This is a genomic window from Halolamina sp. (assembly GCF_036626355.1).
GTDB lineage: Archaea > Halobacteriota > Halobacteria > Halobacteriales > Haloferacaceae > Halolamina.
On sequence record NZ_JAZKRY010000003.1, the window covers coordinates 16324 to 34242 of the forward strand.

At 66.8% G+C, this 17919-nt stretch carries 14 protein-coding genes; 4 read left to right on the forward strand and 10 right to left on the reverse strand.

Going from position 1 to position 17919, the window contains the following annotated elements:
• The first annotated feature begins 437 nt into the window (after positions 1-437).
• On the forward strand, positions 438-2519 hold the full coding sequence (locus V5A38_RS00820) for a prolyl oligopeptidase family serine peptidase (RefSeq protein ID WP_332323843.1): 2082 nt from the start codon (positions 438-440) through the stop codon (positions 2517-2519).
• A 6-nt stretch (positions 2520-2525) separates the two neighbouring features.
• On the opposite strand, the gene V5A38_RS00825 is transcribed toward V5A38_RS00820, so the two are convergent.
• From V5A38_RS00825 to V5A38_RS00840, 4 genes are all read right to left on the reverse strand, one after another.
• Positions 2526-3608: an iron transporter gene (locus V5A38_RS00825; RefSeq protein WP_332323844.1), complete on the reverse strand. Its 1083-nt coding sequence runs from the start codon at positions 3606-3608 to the stop codon at positions 2526-2528.
• Complete coding sequence (locus V5A38_RS00830) at positions 3595-4905, reverse strand: Tat pathway signal protein (protein ID WP_332323845.1); 1311 nt, start codon at positions 4903-4905, stop codon at positions 3595-3597. The genes V5A38_RS00825 and V5A38_RS00830 overlap by 14 nt, the downstream gene beginning before the upstream one ends.
• A gap of 78 nt (positions 4906-4983) precedes the next feature.
• Positions 4984-5493, reverse strand: a complete 510-nt coding sequence (locus tag V5A38_RS00835; RefSeq protein ID WP_332323846.1) for a MarR family transcriptional regulator — start codon at positions 5491-5493, stop codon at positions 4984-4986.
• Positions 5490-5900, reverse strand: a complete 411-nt coding sequence (locus V5A38_RS00840) for a hypothetical protein (RefSeq protein ID WP_332323847.1) — start codon at positions 5898-5900, stop codon at positions 5490-5492. The genes V5A38_RS00835 and V5A38_RS00840 overlap by 4 nt, the downstream gene beginning before the upstream one ends.
• Positions 5901-6014: 114 nt before the next feature.
• Here V5A38_RS00840 and V5A38_RS00845 point away from each other — a divergent pair, with 114 nt between their 5' ends.
• Genes V5A38_RS00845 through V5A38_RS00855 form a run of 3 tightly spaced genes read left to right on the forward strand, consistent with a single transcriptional unit; the run spans position 6015 to position 9858 of the window.
• Positions 6015-6590: a (2Fe-2S)-binding protein gene (locus V5A38_RS00845; RefSeq protein WP_332323848.1), complete on the forward strand. Its 576-nt coding sequence runs from the start codon at positions 6015-6017 to the stop codon at positions 6588-6590.
• Positions 6590-7510 (forward strand): FAD binding domain-containing protein, encoded by a 921-nt coding sequence (locus tag V5A38_RS00850; protein ID WP_332323849.1) that lies wholly within the window; start codon positions 6590-6592, stop codon positions 7508-7510. The genes V5A38_RS00845 and V5A38_RS00850 overlap by 1 nt, the downstream gene beginning before the upstream one ends.
• Positions 7510-9858, forward strand: a complete 2349-nt coding sequence (locus tag V5A38_RS00855) for a xanthine dehydrogenase family protein molybdopterin-binding subunit (RefSeq protein ID WP_332323850.1) — start codon at positions 7510-7512, stop codon at positions 9856-9858. Before V5A38_RS00850 ends, V5A38_RS00855 begins: the two co-directional genes overlap by 1 nt.
• 41 nt (positions 9859-9899) lie before the next feature.
• On the opposite strand, the gene V5A38_RS00860 is transcribed toward V5A38_RS00855, so the two are convergent.
• The 6 genes from V5A38_RS00860 to V5A38_RS00885 all read right to left on the reverse strand — a co-directional run bounded on the left by V5A38_RS00860 (position 9900) and on the right by V5A38_RS00885 (position 17875).
• The gene (locus V5A38_RS00860) at positions 9900-11219 is read right to left on the reverse strand and encodes an oligopeptide/dipeptide ABC transporter ATP-binding protein (protein ID WP_332323851.1); all 1320 of its coding nucleotides are present in this window, start codon (positions 11217-11219) and stop codon (positions 9900-9902) included.
• Positions 11216-12256, reverse strand: a complete 1041-nt coding sequence (locus V5A38_RS00865; RefSeq protein WP_332323852.1) for an ABC transporter ATP-binding protein — start codon at positions 12254-12256, stop codon at positions 11216-11218. Before V5A38_RS00865 ends, V5A38_RS00860 begins: the two co-directional genes overlap by 4 nt.
• A complete protein-coding gene (locus V5A38_RS00870; RefSeq protein WP_332323853.1) occupies positions 12253-13425 on the reverse strand; it encodes an ABC transporter permease in 1173 nt (390 codons plus the stop codon). The genes V5A38_RS00865 and V5A38_RS00870 overlap by 4 nt, the downstream gene beginning before the upstream one ends.
• On the reverse strand, positions 13425-14441 hold the full coding sequence (locus V5A38_RS00875; RefSeq protein WP_332323854.1) for an ABC transporter permease: 1017 nt from the start codon (positions 14439-14441) through the stop codon (positions 13425-13427). Before V5A38_RS00875 ends, V5A38_RS00870 begins: the two co-directional genes overlap by 1 nt.
• A gap of 58 nt (positions 14442-14499) precedes the next feature.
• Complete coding sequence (locus tag V5A38_RS00880) at positions 14500-16455, reverse strand: ABC transporter substrate-binding protein (RefSeq protein ID WP_332323855.1); 1956 nt, start codon at positions 16453-16455, stop codon at positions 14500-14502.
• A 124-nt stretch (positions 16456-16579) separates the two neighbouring features.
• Positions 16580-17875, reverse strand: a complete 1296-nt coding sequence (locus V5A38_RS00885; protein ID WP_332323856.1) for a PQQ-binding-like beta-propeller repeat protein — start codon at positions 17873-17875, stop codon at positions 16580-16582.
• Positions 17876-17919 lie beyond the last annotated feature (44 nt).

Here is a 17919-nt window from a genome sequence, read left to right on the forward strand (position 1 = left end):
TGACGTTGCCCCCGAGTTCTTTTTTCGCCGGCGGGTATCTTTGGCTTCGCTATCGCTGTCCGACTACGCGCCCGCCCAACCGCTGCTCTGTGAGGGGTGGTTCATCGCTCGTGAAGACGGCACGGGACGCCCCCCGAGGGGCTCCTGCGTCGAAAAGAACACCGGCAACCATCGCTCCTGCTGACCGCCAGTACAGCCCCAACAGCACCGTCAACCTCCAGGATTTCGGGAACGTGGTTCCGAGACCGGCAGCACCACAGCCAGCGAGTGCAGCACGCGACATCCCCGGTCCACGCAAACCTGAGGGGTTCGACTGTGAGGTAAAAACTGGCACGCTCCTCGGGCTACAGCATAGAATTTCTACAAGTTCCACACTTTTCATACATCGTGTAGTCACAGGGCCAACGGTAAAGTCGGATAGCTCACAACTCAGGGCTATGTCTCACACACCGTACGGCGAGTGGGCCTCTCCCGTCTCCGCCGGGGACGTGGCTGCGGAGACGCTCCGGTTCGGCCCTATCGCCGCCGAAGACGGGGACACGTACTGGCTCGAACGACGACCGGACGAGGACGGCCGTGGCGTCGTCATGCGCACGAACAACTCCGCCGACGCGGGGGCCGTCGAGGTCACCCCCGAGGAGACGGACGTCCGCACGCTCGTACACGAGTACGGCGGCGGGGATTTCGCCGTCCACGAGGGGACCGTTTACTACGCGGACTTCGACGACCAGCGGCTGTATCGGACGGACGGCTCGGACGCTGAGCCGACGCCGGTCACCCCAGACCCCGAAACTGAGCACGGGCTGCGCTACGCGGACATGGAGGTGACGCCCGACGGCTCACGGCTCTACGCCGTTCGCGAGCGTCACGAAGGCGAGGACACCGACGGGGAGGCCGTAACCGAGCTGGTCACGCTGCCGGCCGACGGCAGCACGGCGCCGATGGTCGTCGCCAGCGGCCACGATTTCTACTCGTTCCCGCGACTCTCGCCCGACGGCGAGCAGTTGGCGTGGACCACCTGGGACCACCCGCGGATGCCCTGGGACGGCACCGAACTCCACGTCGCAGCCGTCGACGAAGCTGGTAGCCTCTCCGGGGAGCGAGTTGTCATGGGCGGTCCCGAGGAGTCGGTGTTCCAGCCGGGCTGGAGCCCCGGGGGCCGACTCCACGCCGTCTCCGACCGCACGGGCTGGTGGAACCTCTACGCCGTCGACGCAGACGGCGAGGCCGAGCCGACGAACCGGACCCCCGAGGACGCGGAGTTCGGCGTTCCACAGTGGAGTTTCGGCCTCTCGACGTACGCCTTCCTCAAAGACGACGCGGCCCGTGCAGGCGCGTCGGGCGAAGACGACGCGAACCGTGCAGGCGCGTCGGGCGGCAACGTCCGGACCGCGGTCCTCCGGAACTCCGACGGTGTGGGCTCGCTCTGCCTGCTCGACGAGGACGACGACCTGACTGAGACTACCCTCCCGTTCGAGGCGTATCCGCACGCCCGACTCGTTTCCGACGGCGAGGCGCTCGCGTTCATCGGCGGCGGGCCGACGACGCCAGCGACAGTTGCACGCTGGGCGCCCCCGGCAGCTGATGAGGGCCACGACGAACGCGAGAGGGCGCTCGACCGGATTCGGCAATCCTTCGAACTCGACCTGGCGCCCGAGGTGGTCTCGGAACCCGAGCATCTCGACGTGCCGACCCGGGACGGTGAGAAAACCCACGCGTTCTACTACCCGCCCCAGAACCCGGAGGTGGACGCGCCCCCGGATGCGGAGCCGCCGCTGGTGACGATGGTCCACGGCGGGCCGACGAGCCAGACGCTCCCCGTTGCGGCCCTCGATATCCAGTTCTGGACCTCCCGCGGGTTCGCCGTCGCCGACGTGAACTACCGTGGCTCGACAGGCTACGGCCGCGCGTACCGCGACGCACTCCAGGACGAGTGGGGCGTGCTCGATACTGCGGACTGCGTCGACACTGCGGCACATCTCGCGGAGACCGGACGGGCTGACGGCGACCGTCTCGCCATCACTGGGGGCAGCGCCGGCGGCTACGCCGTGCTCTGTGCACTGGCGTTCCACGAGGAGTTCGACGCCGGCGCCAGTCACTACGGCGTCGCCGACCTGGAGGCGCTCGCCACACACACTCACAAGTTCGAGTCGCGCTATCTCGACGGGCTGGTGGGCTCGCTCCCGGCGGACCGCGACATCTACGAGGCGCGCTCCCCGGTGTTCCACGCCGACGGTATCGACGCGCCGCTGCTCCTGCTCCAGGGTGGGATGGATCAGGTCGTGCCCCAGGAGCAGGCAGCGGACATGGTCGACGCGCTGGTCGAGACTGGCACGCCGTATGCGTACGTGCTGTTCCCCGAGGAGCGCCACGGCTTCCGCACCGCCGACGCGAGCCGGCAGGCCCTGGAGTTCGAACTGGCGTTCTACGGCGAGGCGTTCGGCTTCGCCCCGGCGGACGAGCTTCCGGCGCTCGAACTCCACCGGGGCGAGCGGGCGAAACGAGAGCTGGGTGACTGAGCCGGCTTACAGCGTCAACTCGACCGGCTCCATCTCCAGGAACGCGGTCTCGTACCCCTCGTGGCGGGACGCCTGTGTCGGCGCGTCGATTATGATCGTAAGATCGTCGCCCGTCTCGACGCTCGGCACCGCGGCGCCGTAATGGATATCGAGCTCCGGGCTTACCGTGGCGCGGAGCACGTCGTCGTACACGGTCTCGCCGTCGCGCTCCAGCGTCGCCGAGAGCGACATCAACGGCAGCGTGTAGCCGTTGTACCGCGTCCGGGGCGACACCGCGAGATACGGCTCGCTCTCGCTCCCGCCGTACTGCGCCGAGCGCTCCAGCGTGGTCACGGCGAACTCGGCGTCACCGCTCGTTCCCGTCTCGCGGAGCGTTCCAGGGAGCGCGTCGGGTTCGGGGACAGCTGTGGATGGGACCATCTCCATCCCCATCGCCGGCACCGCGCCGAGAGTCCCCTCTTTCTCCTCGGGAATATCGGTGAACGAAAGCTCGTCGAGCTTCGAGCGCTGGTAGTCGAGGCTGAACTCGAAGCTGGCCGACCCCGCATCCGCCAGCGAGCCGGTCCGCCGGCTCCCGGGCTCGCCGACGGAGACAGTGATCTCGTAGCTCCCCTCCCCGGGAAGCTGGACGTTATCCCCGAAGTGGAACCCCATCGGCTGGGAGAGCATCGGCCACGGGCTGACCTCGGTGACGCGCTCGCCGTCCTGGGCCACGGCGATGTTCGGGTTCACGTCCGGCGTGACGATACCGGTCTCCGCGTGCCAGACGACCGGCATCAGGTGGAGCGAGTCGTCCTCGCCAACGGTCACCGTGTTGCGGTTCGTCCCCGTAATGGTCCAGAATCGATGGGGGTAGGTGTAGGTCAATGCGCATTTGTAGGCGCCGTCGCTTCCCATCCCCGACATCTGCATCCCCTCGACGTGGGTCGGGTAGTACACACCATCCGGACGGTTTTCGACCAGTGGGGGCTGTCGGTTGCTGGATTCGAGCGAGAAGCCGGCACAGCCCGCGAGCCCGCTCAGCCCCGCGGCGCCGAGGCCGGCGAGGAACGCCCGTCTGGGCGGTGAATCACCGTCAGGCCGAGACATCTGCTACCTCCGTGGACCGCTCGGTAGCGTCGGGGTCCGCGGGCGGGAGCGCACGCAGCGAGCGCGGCGGGACGAGGAAGTTCCCCCGCCGGCTCACGTTCATATACTGGAGAATCCCGTTGTTGGTACGTTGGCCGACCGCGGAGTCCGCCGCGACGGCCTCGCCGTTCATCGCCTCCCGGGTTCGGACGAAATCATCGACCGCTCGCTGGAGCGAGAGGAAATGCACGCCGGCCCGTCCGCCGTCGGTGGAGTCGAAATCCCGGCGCAAGATGATCGGCGCGTCGTCCTCGCGGATGTCGACCATCTTCTGGCCGTGGCCGACGACGCCGCTGGTGCGTGCAGTTTCTGTCGGGTCGCCGCAGTCGTTCATTTGTGCGTTGTCACCGAGGTTCTTCCCGCTCCCCTCGACGACATCGTTGGCTGCGTGATGGGGACAGAACATCTTGGAGACGCGCTGGTCGCGGCTGTCCTGCTCGTACCACTGCTGGAGGTTCAGTTCGATTTTCGAGAGATGCTGGGTGGTGGCCCCCGAGAACGGCCCTGACTCGACGGTCACGCGGTTCTCAGTCGGCTGGTTCCCGTCGAACGCGGACTCGAACCCCATGTAGAGCGGGGCGTCCTCGGACACCGGTCCGCTGTCTGGGACGCCGTCCACGTCCTGATTCTCGGCGGGGAGCCCCTCGCCCACGAACCCCGTCCGCCGCTCCCGCACGGAGAACACATCGGTGAGGGCGGGTTCGGGCTGCTCAACGTCGTTGAGCGTGGAGACCTCTCCTTTCAGCGCTTCTTCGGCGCCAAGCACGACTTCGGCGTGGTCGCTCGCGAGATGGACCAGTGCGTCGATATCGTCGGGGTCAGGGTCCTCGAAGGAGGCCAGCGCCTCGGGCTCGGGCAGGTCGACACTCTCCGGGAGCGGTTCGTCGAACCGGTCGAAGTAGTACGGCGAGTAGCTGATCGTCGTCAGCAGCCCGTCGCTGGACCGCTCGTAGGCGCGCTCGACTCCCTGGAGCGCGACCTCGACGGTCTCGCGCTCGCTGTCCGTTGGTGTCCCGTCACCGTAGTCGAGCGCGAGCAACACCCGGTGGCGCGGGTGGTGGTTGTTGCCCGCGTCATCGGAGGGGAGGAACTCGTTCCAGGCGTGCTGGCGCTCGGGGTATGTCGTGCCTGGCTCGTCCGGCCCGCGGGGCACGTCGACGCCACCGCGGTCTAGACAGGCCGAGAGCGCCGATGCGCCGCCGATGGCGACCGCCGCCTTCACGAACTCCCGTCGGTCGATTCCGGTTGCGTCGCTCATAGCTCCGGAAAGGGTCCGGACGGGAAAGTGGGTTCTGGTGGGATTGTCGAAAGCCAGCAGCCGGCGCCGTGCTCGCCCTTATGGTTCCAGCAGATCGTCGACCAGCCGGGTGAACCGGTCAACCAACCGCTCGGGTAGCGAGGGGCGGATCGTCCCCAGCAGCCGTAACGTCTCCTCCCGTTCGACGAGCGAGAAGTGGACGCGGCCACGCTCGTCTTTCGACTGCTCGACCAGGTCAGCCTCGACCAGCCGGTCGGCGTGGTATGAGAGCGTGCTCCGGGCGATCCCGAGCTCGTCGGTGAGCGTGCCGGCGGTGGCCTCCTCGCGTTCGAGCAGGGCGAACAGGATGCCCCGAGCCGTCTCCCGGCGGGCGAGTGCGAGCGTTCGGCGCTCCCGGTCGTCGTAGCCCGGCGGAAAGTAGTGGGTACGGCCGTAGCGCTCGTCGGCGACGACGGCATCGCGCTTGCGCAGCCGCCGGAGATGGTACTGCACCTGCCCCGGCGCGAGGTCGAGCTGTCTGCCGAGCGCACTGACGTGAACACCCGGATGCTCGTGCACGTGGGCCAGCAGTCGCTCGCGCGTCGTCACCGGTTTACCTCCTCTGGCCGTCGTTGGTTCTCAGTGTGCTGCCCGGCATCGCTCCCTCCATCAGCTCTGGCCGGCCGGTGGCCTCCGTTGTCGGCAGTCGAGCTACCGACGAGGTAGACGGCGGCGATGACCAGTGCGGACATCACGATGTCGAGGGCGTGTTCCAACTGGTGATGGAGCTCCGGGCTGACCATCTCGGCGTAGCCAGCTAGCCCGACTGCCGTCCGGGCGACGAGCGAGACGAGCGCCATCGCAACCAGCAGATAGGGGCGGGAGCGCCGGCGGACGAACGCGGCCACTGCGAGCCCGGCGACGACGGCGGTCAGCGCCGCGCCGAGGGTCAGTAGCACCAGCGTCGCCGGTGACTGCCCGTGAACGCCCGCGGCAAGCGGGAGCGAGGGGCTCATGTAACCGTGATTCGGGCTCGAAGAACAAACGGCTTCTGGACTGTCGGGCCACCGGTAGCCACTGACATGCGCACCAATCCCTAAGTCGGGCCGGCCCAATCGAGTTTCCAACGAATGTCAGAACACGAGATAACGATCACCGTCGACGGGGAGCGAGAAACCGTAACGGTCGAAGCCAGACGGCTTCTGGTCCACGCGCTCAGAGAACACGGCCACACCGCACCGAACGTCGGCTGTGAGTCGGGGAAATGCGGCGCCTGCACAGTCGAACTGGACGGGGATGTGGTCAAATCTTGCTGTCTGCTGGCGGTCCAGGCTGACGGCAGAGAGGTCACCACCGTCTCCGGCGTCGAGGGGCCGCCCGAGGGGCTCGCGAGGACGACTGAGGCGACCGAAACGGCGCCGAGCGAGCCTGATTTCGGCCCAATACAGGAGAGTTTCCACCAGGAGCACGGGCTCCAGTGTGGCTACTGCACGCCGGGGATGGTACTCACCGCCAGAGAGCTGCTCGAGGACGACCCCAACCCGAGTCGTGAGGAGATCCGTGCCGGGCTGAAAGGGAACCTCTGTCGCTGTACGGGCTATACGAACATCGTCGACGCCGTCGAGGACGCGGCACGGAAGCTGGAACCGCTCGAGACCGACGGCGGGTGCGCTCACGCACCGGCTGCCAACGGGGGTGAGGACTGATGTTTCCGCCGGCGTTCGACTACCGGAAGCCCGCGGATCTGGACACCGCACTCGCTGCACTCGCCGCCGAGGACGCTGTCGCGCTCGCGGGTGGCCACGATCTGGTTCCCACGCTGAAACAGCGCGAGGAGTCACCAGGAACCGTCGTCGACCTCGGCGCACTGGAACGCCTCCGTGGCGTGGCGCGTGAGCGCTCGGCGGCCGCCACCGGCGTGGCCGGGGCCCTCACCATCGGCGCACTCACCACCTACGCCGACCTGCTCGATGCTGAGCCGACCGGTGTCGACGGGTTGCTCGACGCAACCGCCGCCGTGGGAGACAAACAGATTCGCAACCGGGGGACTGTGGGCGGTAACCTCGCCGCCGCCCACCCCGCAAGTGATATCCCGGCGGCCGCGCTCGTCGCCGACGCGACGCTCCAGCTGGTCGGGCCGGGCGGGGAGCGAACCCTTCCCGTCGAGGAGTTCTACGACGTCGACGGTGAGACCGTCTGTCGCGGCGACGAACTACTCACGGAGCTCACCCTCCACACGAAGCCGGATCGCGCCAGTGCGTATGTGCGGAAAACCCATCCTTCGTCGGGCTATGCAGCCATCGGCGTGGCGGCGCGGGTCGACCTCGACGGCTCAGTCGTCGAGGAGGCCCGCGTCGCGGTGAACGGGTTGACACCGCGCCCGACGCGGCTCACAGGCGTCGAGGAGGCGCTCATCGGCGTCTCAGCGGGGGAGGACTCGGAGCGCCCGAACGAGGCGGTCGCCGACGCCGCGGACCGCGCCGGTGCGGGAGTCGACCCCGACCGGGTGCGGGCCGACCATCTCGTCGCCGCCGAGCAGCGGCGTCGCCTGCTGCCGAGCTACACCGAACGAGCGGTTTCGCAGGCACTTGCGCGGGCTGCCGACCGGGCTGGGGTGAGCGCCTGATGTCCACCGAGGACCGCGACGTGCTGGACGCCGAGGGGTTCGAACCGGACGTCGACCCAGCGGAGGCGCCGGGCTCGGTCGGCCAGTCCCAGAAGCGCCGTGAGGACGCACCGCTGCTCCGGGGCGAGGCGACCTACACCGACGACTTCGGTGGCCCGGAGACGACGGCACTCGCGTTCGTCCGCTCCACGGTCGCCCACGGCCAGATCGAGGCGATCGAGACGACCGACGCGGCGGCGATCGACGGTGTCCTGGCGGTGTACACCTGGGACGACCTCGCTGCTGGCGACGCGCCGATGGTGCTGCCAGCCTCGACGGAGCCGCTGGACTGCGAGGTACCTGGTCACCCCGTGCTCGCACGCGAGAAAGTCCGATACGACGGCCAGCCCGTCGCCGCTGTGGTCGCCGAGGACCGGTATCTCGCGGCCGACGGCGTCGAGGCCGTGGCGGTGCGCTACGACGAACTGCAAGCGGTGACCGAACCCGACGAAGCCGCGAGCGAGGATGCGCCGACGCTCTACGAGAACGTGCCGGACAACGTCGCCGTCACGGCGGAGTTGGGCGACAAAGCGGAGACCGAGGCGGCGTTCGAGGCGGCCGACGAGGTCGTCTCGGTCGAGTTGGAGAACAACCGGCTGGTCCCGAGCGCGCTCGAACCGCGGGCGGCGCTGGCCCGCTACGGCCACGAGGAGGGGCTGACCGTGACGCTGTCGAGCCAGTCGCCCCATGGCCACCGCCGGAAGCTCTCGTACACGCTCGGCCTGCCCGAGCGGGATATCCGCGTCATCTCGCCGGAGGTCGGCGGCGGCTTCGGCCACAAAGGCCACCACCATCCTGGCGAGGCGATGGCAGCCTGGGCCGCCCGCGACCTGGGCCGGGAGGTGAAGTGGACCGCCACCCGATCGGCGAACTATCGGGAGGGTGCCCACGGCCGCGACCACCGGACTGAGGCGGAGTTGGCACTCACCGACGACGGCGAGTTCCTCGGCATCCGGGTCGAGACGTACGCGGGCGCGGGCGGCTATGCGCTCGGCGGCGGCGCCGCGATGCCGGGCTGGTACGGTCGGCTGCTGTCGAGCCAGTACACCGTCGACGCCATCCACTGCGAGACGAACGCCGTGTTCACGACGACGGCGCCGGTACACTCCTACCGCGGCGCCGGCCGGCCGGAGGCCATCTACGTCACGGAGCGACTGGTCGACGTGGCCGCAGAGGAACTGGGGCGTGACCCCGTGGCGCTCCGTCGACGGAATTTGATCGGAAGAGATGCCGAGGATCCAATCGAGCCGTTCCCCTACGAGACGCCGGTTGGGGCGACCTACGACAGCGGCGACTACGAACCGGTGCTCGATGCGGTTGCCGAGGCGGTGGCTGAGGAACCCCGCGGCGGCGAACGCGACGAGGACGGCCGGCTCCGGGGTGTCGGCGTCGCCGCCTACGTCGAGAGCACCGGCGGCGGCTTCGAGAGCGGCGTCGTACGGGTCCATCCGGACGGCAGCGTCACCGTCACCGCCGGGACACACGACCATGGCCAGGGCCACGAGACGACCTACGCGGCGATCGTGGCCGACGAACTCCCCGTCAATATCGACGATATCCGCGTGGTCGAAGGTGACACCGCCAAGATTCCGACCGGGACTGGGACGTTCGGCTCCCGGAGCACCATCGTCGGCGGCAACGCCGTCGCCGAGAGCGCACAGGCGGTTCGGGAGAAAGCCCGCCGGATCGCGGGGACGAAACTCGACGCCGACCCGGAGAACGTGGCAGCCGCCGACGCCGGCTTCGTTTCCGGCGGCGAGCACTGTTCGTTCGCGGCGGTCGCGAGCGCGGCCTACGGACGTGGGCTCCCAGAGGGGCTCGAACCGGGCCTGGAGGCGACGACGTTCTACGAACTGGAGGCGACCGCCTACACCTTCGGCGCCCACGCGGTCGCAGTGGCGGTCGACCCCGAGACGGGCGAACTCGCGTTCGAGCGCTACGTCGCAGTCGACGACTGCGGGGTCCAGATCAACCCGGAACTCGTGGCGGGGCAGGTCCACGGCGGCGTCGCCCAGGGTATCGGCCAGGCTCGCTCGGAACACGCGACATACGACGATGATGGTCGACTCGACGCGGCCACGATGCTCGACTACGGGCTGCCCCGAGCGGGGGACCTGCCGGATATCGAGACGCTGGCGACCGAAACACCCAGCCCGACGAACGCGCTGGGCGTGAAAGGAATCGGCGAGGCCGGGACGGTCGTTGCACCGCCGGCTGTGGTGAACGCCGTCGCCGACGCGCTCCCGGACGTCGCCCATCTGGACATGCCGTTGACTGACGAGGCGGTGGCTGCGGCGCTGGCGAAGTAGCCGGGCGTCCCCAGTGAAACATCGGATTGCGGTGACGGTGGTCAGTCGCCGGTTGCGTCGGCGACTTCCGCGTCGATAATCTCGCTTTCTCCGATACCGGCGTGGAGGTGGCAGGTCGCACGGCGGTTCCCCTCCAACTCGACGGTTTCGGGCGCATCGGTCTCACAGACCGTCTCGAACTCCTCTCGGAGCAGCGCCACAGCACGGTCGTGCTCGCCGTCGAAGACGTAGTCGAGGCTTTTGACGAACGTCTCTTCGGCGTCTGCGTCTGACAGTTCCTCGGGGATGCCGAACTCTTCTCTGATGGCCTCCCGAATCGCGTCCTCGGAGACCGCCGACTCCTCGATATCCGTCTCGTTCGCGACGAACTCGCGGACGCTCTCCGGGTCCACACCCTCGCGCTGAAGCCGCAGACGGTAGTCCATCACGCTGCGCCAGGCCGACTGCTCGAAGTTGTACCCCTCGGGCTGGATGACCGAGGGACAGCGCGTGTGGAACCGACAGCCGTCCGGCGGGTCCTGCGGGCTCGGTACGTCGCCGGTGAGCTGGGTGCCCGTCCCGCGCTTTCGCGGGTCGGAGTTCGGGATGGCGGCGATGAGCGCCTGCGTGTAGGGGTGCTGTGGATCCTCGAACAGCTGTTCGGTCGGTGCCATCTCGACGATTTCGCCAAGATACATCACCGCGACCCGATCACAGACCTCGCGAATCACCCCCATGTCGTGGCTGATGAACAGCAGGGAGAGCCCGAACTCGGATTTGATGTCGTTGATGAGTTCGATCACCTTCGCCTGGATGCTCACGTCGAGCGCGCTGACGGGTTCGTCAGCGACGATGAACTCCGGGTTGACCACGAGCGCGCGAGCCAGCGCGATGCGCTGTTTCTGGCCGCCCGAGAACTCGTGGGGGTAGCGGTCGATGTCCGAGCGCTCCATCCCAACCCGGTCGAGCAGGTTCATCGCGACGGCACGGCGCTTTTCGCGGTCCGAGACCCCGTGTATTCGCAACGGTTCGGCGATGGACTCGCCGACCGACATCCGTGGGTCGAACGTCGACTCGGGGTCCTGGAACACCATCTGGGCGTTCCGGCGGAACGCTTTCCGCTCGGCGTCGGTCTGGTCGAGCAGTGATTCGCCGTTGAACCGCACGTCGCCGCCGGTCGGCTCCTCCAGTTGCAGGATGGAGGTTGCAGCCGTGGATTTCCCACAACCGGACTCCCCGACCAGTCCGACCGTCTCGCCCGGCTCGATCTGGAAGCTGATGCCGTCGACGGCCCGGACCATCCCAATCTGGCGCCTGAGGACGCCCTGGGTGATGGGGTAATGTTTCTCCAGGTTGTCAACTTCGAGCACCGGGCCGCTCATTGCTCCACCCCGCCGTCGGTCGCGACGGTGCCTGTCTCTCCGTCCTCGTGGATGACAGCGGGATCGAACCCGTCGCCGTAGTGGACACACGACACCGCCTGGTCGGCCGACTGGCGTTCGTACATCGGTGGCTGCTCGCCGGTCCGGCACTCCTCGACGGCGTGGGAACAGCGTGGATTGAACCGACAGCCGTCGGGTGGGTTCATCGCGCTCGGCAGCGAGCCCTCGATGACGGTTCGATCGCCAGCCTGTCCTGGTCGGCAGTTGAGGAGCGCCCGCGTGTAGGGATGGCCCGGATCCTCGAACAGATCGAACACGTCGCCCCGCTCCATCACTTTCCCCGCGTACATCACGACGACGCGGTCGGCGATCTCGGCGACGACGCCGAGGTCGTGGGTGACGAAGATGACGCTCATGTCGAACTCCTCCTGGAGGTCCCGCAGCAGGTCCAGGATCTGGGCCTGGATCGAGACGTCCAGCGCCGTCGTCGGCTCGTCCGCGATGAGCAGGTCCGGGTCGGCCGCGAGCGCCATGGCGATGACGGCGCGCTGTTTCATGCCGCCCGAGAACTCGTGGGGGTACTCGTCGACGCGTTTGGTGGCATCGGGGATACCAACCCGGTCGAGCAGGTCTATTGCCCGATTGCGTCCCTCCTTCTTGCTCACGTCGCGGTGGAGATGGAGCGTCTCGGCGATCTGATGGCCGATCGTGTAGACCGGGTTGAGCGCTCCCTGTGGGTTCTGGAACACGTGCGCGATGCGTTCGCCCCGGAGGTCGAGTAGCTCCTTGGTCGGCATATCGGTCAGCTCCATCCCGTCGAACTCGATGGAGCCCCCGGCGATCTTCCCCGGCGGCTGGGGGATGAGCCGGGTGATCGACTCGGCGGTGACGGATTTCCCCGAGCCGGACTCGCCGACGATACAGACCGTCTCCCCGCGGTGGACGTCGAAGCTGATACCATCGACGGCTTTCACGACGCCGGTGTCGGTGTTGAACTGTACCTTCAGGTCGTCGACTGAGAGTAGTGGGTCACTCATTCGCCGGTCTCACCCCGCGGGTCGACTGCGTCGGTTAGTGCGTCCCCAACAGAGTTGACACAGAGGACGAAGAAAAACAGGAAGAAGCCCGGAATCGTGGTGATCCAGGGAGCCGTGGCGAGCGAGCCGCGCCCGCCTGCGATGGTGGTCCCCCACGAGAAGATACCGGGCTCGCTGAAGCCGAGGAACGCAAGCGCCGCCTCGCCGAGCACGAACGTCGGCAGGATCAGCGTCGCCACGGTGACGACGGTACTGGAGACGTTCGGGATGATGTGGCGGCCGATGATCCACGACCGGCTCGCGCCAGCGGCCTCGGCAGCCTGGACGTACGCCTCCTCCGTGCGCTGGAGCGCCTCCGCCCGCACGAGGCGAGCGGTGCCCTCCCAGCTGAAGAGGCCGAACAGCAGGATGATGTAGTAGAGCTCCGCCCCGAACAGGTAGACGAGGTAGAGCAGGAAGATGAACACCGGGAACACCGACTGAACGTCGACGTACCGGAAGAGGATCTCGTCGACGATGCCGCCGACGAACGCGCCGGTGGCGCCGACGACGGCGCCGATGCCCGTCGCCACGAGCGTCGAGATGAGCGCGATCTGGAGGCTCACCCGTGCGCCATAGACGAGCAGTTTGAGCATCCCCTGGCCCTGGTGGTTCGTCCCCAGCGGGTACTCCCACGTCCCAGTGACGGGGGTTCCCTCGGGGCGGGCGGTGATGCCGACCGGCGGCATGAACGAATCCGTGAGGCTCAGCGTCGGCGGGTCGAGCAGGATCGGGCCAAGTAGCCCCATGAGACTGATGCCCAGCACGATCCAGCTCGAGTAGACTGCGAGCCGGTTCTTCCGGAACTGCCGCCAGTAGTAGCCCGTCAGCCGCGGGTTCTGGTAGAGGGGGACGATGGCGTTGAACAGCAGGAACGCCAGCGTGATCATGAACATCCAGTCCACACTGGTGACGTCCCACCCCGTGAGCACCGGTGAGCCCATGTGGACGAACATCGAGGTGTTCTCCGGGACGACGAGATAATCGTAGAGGTAAGCGATACTGAGGATGCCGAGCGTCAGGAACTGCCCGAGACTGTCAAGGGTCACCTCGACGCCCGACCCCTGCTCCTCCTCGTCGAAATCAATGTCGCGGAACGTGAGGTCCGCATACTCGTTTTCACTGGACATTATCGATCACTGTAGTCGACGCGCGGGTCGAGGACGGTGTACAGCAGGTCCTCGAGCAGGTTCCCCAGGATGACCAGGAACGTACTGATGAGCACCGGTCCCAGCACCAATGCGGTATCGTTGTTCGTGATTCCCTTAAAGATGAGCTGTCCCAGTCCGGGTATCTGGAACACCTGCTCGATGATGATGGAGCCGGCGAACAGCGTCCCGAGTACGGTGCCGACGAGAATGTTCGTCAGCGGGACCAGCGCGACGCGCAGGATGTGCCGGAACAGCACGTACACGTCGCTCGCGCCTTTGGCTCGTGCGGTCTTGACGAAGTCGGAGTTGACGTACTCGAGCACCTGGGCCCGCGAGTAGCGCATCTGCGCCGCCAGTGACGCCGTGGACAGCACGGCTATCGGCAGGATGAGCTGTTTGATGTTGGCCCACGAGAGCCAGCCTTCCGACCTCGGGACCGCGCTGTCGTAGAACGTCGGGAGCTTGAACGGTTCCAAGGCGATCCCGAGTACCGCGGCGTCCTGGAACCAGACGCCGGTGATCAGGATCAGCATGATCGCGAACCAGAAGTTCGGGATGCTGATACCGAAGAAGGCGATGATCATGCCCGCGTAGTCGGAGGGCTGGTTGCGGTGCATCCCGCCCCAGAGCCCCAACCCGTAGCCGACGATCGTGGTGAAGATCGTCGACGGGACCGCGTACTGTAACGAGTAGGGGTACGCGCTCCCGATAGCGGCCAACACCGTCTGCTGTCTCGATATCGACCACCCCCAGTTGAGCGTCAGGATTCCCACGAGCCAGTCGAGATACCGCTCGTGGAACGGAGCGTCGAGCCCCATCCGTTCTTTGTAGTCCTGCGTCGCTTCCTCGGCGTCGCCGCCCTGCATCGCGGCCTGTTGGGCCGCCTGCAGCTCACCTGCGTTCGGGGACAGTGCGAGTAACCCGAACGTGATGGTGAGCGCCAGCCACGTGGCGAACACCGTCCACGCGAGCCTGCGGGCGATATACCATTTCATTCCCATGTGTGTATTGAAAAGGGGTAAACAAACGGCAGCTGATCTGGGGGCTGGACGACTACTCCTTGTTCCGGGCGTAGAGCCGTTCAGGCTGCGCCTCGTTGACGTCCTGCCAGTAGCTGGTGGACTTCCGGCCGTCGTCGGTCTTCTTCCCCGGGATACCGACGATGTCGTTGGCCAGTCCCGTGACGTTGTAGCCCGAAGAGGTGAAGATGAACGGCATGTCCTTACTGATGAACGAGAAGATCTCCGTCATCTTGGTCTGGACTTCCTCCTGACTCTCGGCGGTCGAAGCCTCGCCGATGAAGGCGCCGATGTCGTACTCGTCGGTCTGGTAGCCCCAGAGGTTGAACGTCCCCTTCTCGTCGAGCGTGGACTTTATCGCACTCCACGGCGCGTACGGCGAGGTGGAGAAGCCGAGGCCGACCATGATGTCCCAGTCCTCCGCGGAGGCGGACTGGTCCCACGGGCCGCCGTTGAACGCACCGATAGACCAGTCGGGTTCGTCGACGCCCTCGACGTTGTCGGGGCTGTTCATCGCGTAGTTCTGGAGCAGCGTGGACCACTGCTTGGCCTCGATGGTGGAGTTGATGCCCAGCTGTTCGAGGCGCTGCTTGAGCCAGTTCGTCGCGATTTCGACCGACGGGTTCCCGACGGTTCGGACGATGTTGAGTTCGAGCTGCCCGTCTGGTCCAACGAACTTGTCACCCTCGTAGCCGTACTCGCTACCAGTTCCCTCCTGGAGCTGTGTCCTCGCCGCCTCGAGATCGCCCGGGAGGCTGGTCAGCTTGTCCTCCGGTGGGTAGTAGGGACCCCAGCTGGGGTGGAACGTCCGCAGCGGGACGGCGAGGCCATTGTACGCCTCCTCGATCACGGTGTCGGGGTCGAACGCGTTCCCGAGGGCGTAGCGGACCTCCCGGCTCTCCCGGATGGGACCCCAGCCGTTGACCCGGTGGTTGAGGTTGAGCCAGAAGACGCCGTTGTCGAACGGGCTCTCGTAGAGCTGGGTCGATTCGTTGCCACGGAAGTTGCTCACCTTCTGGTCGGGGATGCCCGCCAGGTCGACCTCGCCGGTCTGCAGCGCCGAGAGCGCCGTCGAGGACTCGTCGAACTGCTGGTAGGTCAGCGTGTCCCAGTAGGGCGACTTGGAGTAGTCCACACCGTTGACCTCGCCGATCTTCTCGCGGCGGTAGTAGTCGTCGTTGCGGACGAACGCCATCTGGGAGTTACGCGTCCAGCCGTCGAACTCGTAGGGACCGAGGTTCCCTTCGGAGTAGGTTCCCTCGGTGATGTAGGAGTCCTTGTCCATCCCTTCCGCGTCTTCCTCGTCGCGGTAGGGTTTCACGAACTCCATCGGCAGGAACCACGTGCCGAGGAGTGGGTCCTCGTGGAGCCAGTTGGCCTTCGAGACGGGGAGGTCCGCGCGGAACGTGAGCTCGCCGGTCTGCTCGAACTGGATCATCTCCGAGTCCGGACCGATCATGTAGAAGTCGGTGTCGGTGTAGGCGTACCAGTCCTCGTCGCCGGTGAGGAGCATCAACTCGTTCAGGCTGTAGAGGACGTCCTCGGCGGTGAACTGGCCGTACTCTCCGCCGAACTCCAGGCCGTCGTAGAGCTCGTACTCGACGACGGTACTGTCGTCGGAGAGCTCCCAGGACTTGAGCCAGCCGGGGTCGAACGTCTCGGTGCCGTCCGCGCCGCCGGGGTAGTCGAGCATCTTGTTGACCCGCGCCCCGGTCGTCGTGTCGTCGACCCGGTAGGGGTTGATGCTGCTCGGAGTCGAGGTGCTCGCGTACACCATATCCCCGCCGACCACCTTCTGCGGCGGTTCGGTTGGCGTCGGCGTGTCTTCAGGGGTATCAGTGTCTTCGCCACCGCCACCGCCCCCGGGGGTTGGGGAATCTGTCGCGTCCGTGTTTGTCGAACACCCTGCGAGACCGGCAGCCCCGAGCGCACCTGCAGTCTGTAACACTTTCCGTCGCCGGAATGGCGCGTCATTGTCACCTTTCGGCATGGGAATAACTATTGAGTGGTACGGATAAGTCTTACTCAGGGTGAAATGGCCGTTTGACCTACAAAGATTTCGGCGGTTCAGGCTCTCTCGAGCTAAATTATCCGAATCCGGGCTATTCCCTTCCTCAGAAATATGCGTAGAAAAAGTCGTCGTACGGGTCACCCGCCTCCTCTTTGATGCAGACGCCGACGAACGCGGTGTTCCCGACGATAACTGGTGCACCGAACGCACCACCCTGACCTGGAATTGGTTTTTCCCATACGAGGTCACCTGAAGCGACATCGACGGCGCTCAACCGTGAGCCGCCGACGTAGGCGCGACCCCGGGTGATAGTCACGCCGTTGATGAGCGCGTAGCCGATATCCGTCTCCCACACGCGCTCGCCCGCCTCCAGGTCGACTCCGACCAGCGTGTTCTCGACGAGCCCCACCAGTTTGTTCTCCGTGAGTGCCGGCGCCGACGCCCCGCTCTCGCCGAGTCGAACCGACCAGCCGGGGTCGCCCGATTCCGCATCGAGCGTCAGCAGTCGGCCGTCGTTGGCCTGGATGTAGACGGTCCCGTTCTGGATAGCCGGTGCAGCGGTGACCCCGGCGCCGACCGAATGGCTCCAGACGGCACTCCCGTCGGCAGTATCACGGGCGACGACCACGCCCGCGTCACCCCCACGTAGCGACGCCGCCGCGTAGACGATGCCGTCGGCGACTGCCGGCGCACCGCGAAGCGTGTTCGCGTCGAGGGCTGCGGTCCAGCGGTCGCCACCCTCGTCGGTCGCGAGCGCCCGGAGCTGTGCGCCCGATTCGGCGCTCTCGCCAACATAAACTGTCTCTTCGACCGCCGTGGGTGAGCTGCTGATCGCGAGTTCGCGGCGCCACTGCTCCCTCCCGTCGAAACTGAACGAGCTGAGTCGGCCCGGGTCGCCCCCGCTCGCGATGTTCGACTGTGCGCCAAAGAGCACGCGATCGTCAGCTATCGCTGGCGAGAAGTAGTGGGTCAGCGAGCCCATGGCGGCGTCCCAGAGCGGGTCGCCGGTCACCGCGTCCATCGCGTAGGCGCGCTCGCCGCTGCCGACGAACGTTCTGCCGTCCGCGAGCACCGGGCCCGGCATCGTGTAGATGCCGCCGACGTCCGTTTTCCAGGCCGGCTCGACTGGTCCTGCCGGCCCCGAGCCGTCCCCGCGGCGCCCGGTGTTTGCCGCATCGCCGCCGAACATGGGCCAGACGGGATCATCCCCGAGCTCGATTGATTTCTGCGTGGCCGTTGCGGTCTGGCTCTCCGTCTCGTCGGCCGCCGTGTGCGTACTCGTCGCTTCCGCCGCCGCTGTCGTCGCACCCGTCTCTGTCGTCGTCGATGGCGCCGCACAGCCGGCTATCGTCGTGAGACCACAGGCGGCGAGGAACGCTCGGCGGTTCGACTTGGTCATACGTGTTGGTGAACCATAGGTCGTGTTAAGGGTTGGCCACTGCG

Bases quoted from the DNA above. Each gene is read 5' to 3' on its own strand.
- V5A38_RS00820 (WP_332323843.1), top strand. From the start codon at position 438: ATGTCTCACACACCGTACGGCGAGTGGGCCTCTCCCGTCTCCGCCGGG.
- V5A38_RS00825 (WP_332323844.1), bottom strand. From the start codon at position 3,608: ATGTCTCGGCCTGACGGTGATTCACCGCCCAGACGGGCGTTCCTCGCC.
- V5A38_RS00830 (WP_332323845.1), bottom strand. From the start codon at position 4,905: ATGAGCGACGCAACCGGAATCGACCGACGGGAGTTCGTGAAGGCGGCG.
- V5A38_RS00840 (WP_332323847.1), bottom strand. From the start codon at position 5,900: ATGAGCCCCTCGCTCCCGCTTGCCGCGGGCGTTCACGGGCAGTCACCG.
- V5A38_RS00845 (WP_332323848.1), top strand. From the start codon at position 6,015: ATGTCAGAACACGAGATAACGATCACCGTCGACGGGGAGCGAGAAACC.
- V5A38_RS00850 (WP_332323849.1), top strand. From the start codon at position 6,590: ATGTTTCCGCCGGCGTTCGACTACCGGAAGCCCGCGGATCTGGACACC.
- V5A38_RS00855 (WP_332323850.1), top strand. From the start codon at position 7,510: ATGTCCACCGAGGACCGCGACGTGCTGGACGCCGAGGGGTTCGAACCG.
- V5A38_RS00860 (WP_332323851.1), bottom strand. From the start codon at position 11,219: ATGAGCGGCCCGGTGCTCGAAGTTGACAACCTGGAGAAACATTACCCC.
- V5A38_RS00865 (WP_332323852.1), bottom strand. From the start codon at position 12,256: ATGAGTGACCCACTACTCTCAGTCGACGACCTGAAGGTACAGTTCAAC.
- V5A38_RS00870 (WP_332323853.1), bottom strand. From the start codon at position 13,425: ATGTCCAGTGAAAACGAGTATGCGGACCTCACGTTCCGCGACATTGAT.
- V5A38_RS00875 (WP_332323854.1), bottom strand. From the start codon at position 14,441: ATGAAATGGTATATCGCCCGCAGGCTCGCGTGGACGGTGTTCGCCACG.
- V5A38_RS00880 (WP_332323855.1), bottom strand. From the start codon at position 16,455: ATGCCGAAAGGTGACAATGACGCGCCATTCCGGCGACGGAAAGTGTTA.
- V5A38_RS00885 (WP_332323856.1), bottom strand. From the start codon at position 17,875: ATGACCAAGTCGAACCGCCGAGCGTTCCTCGCCGCCTGTGGTCTCACG.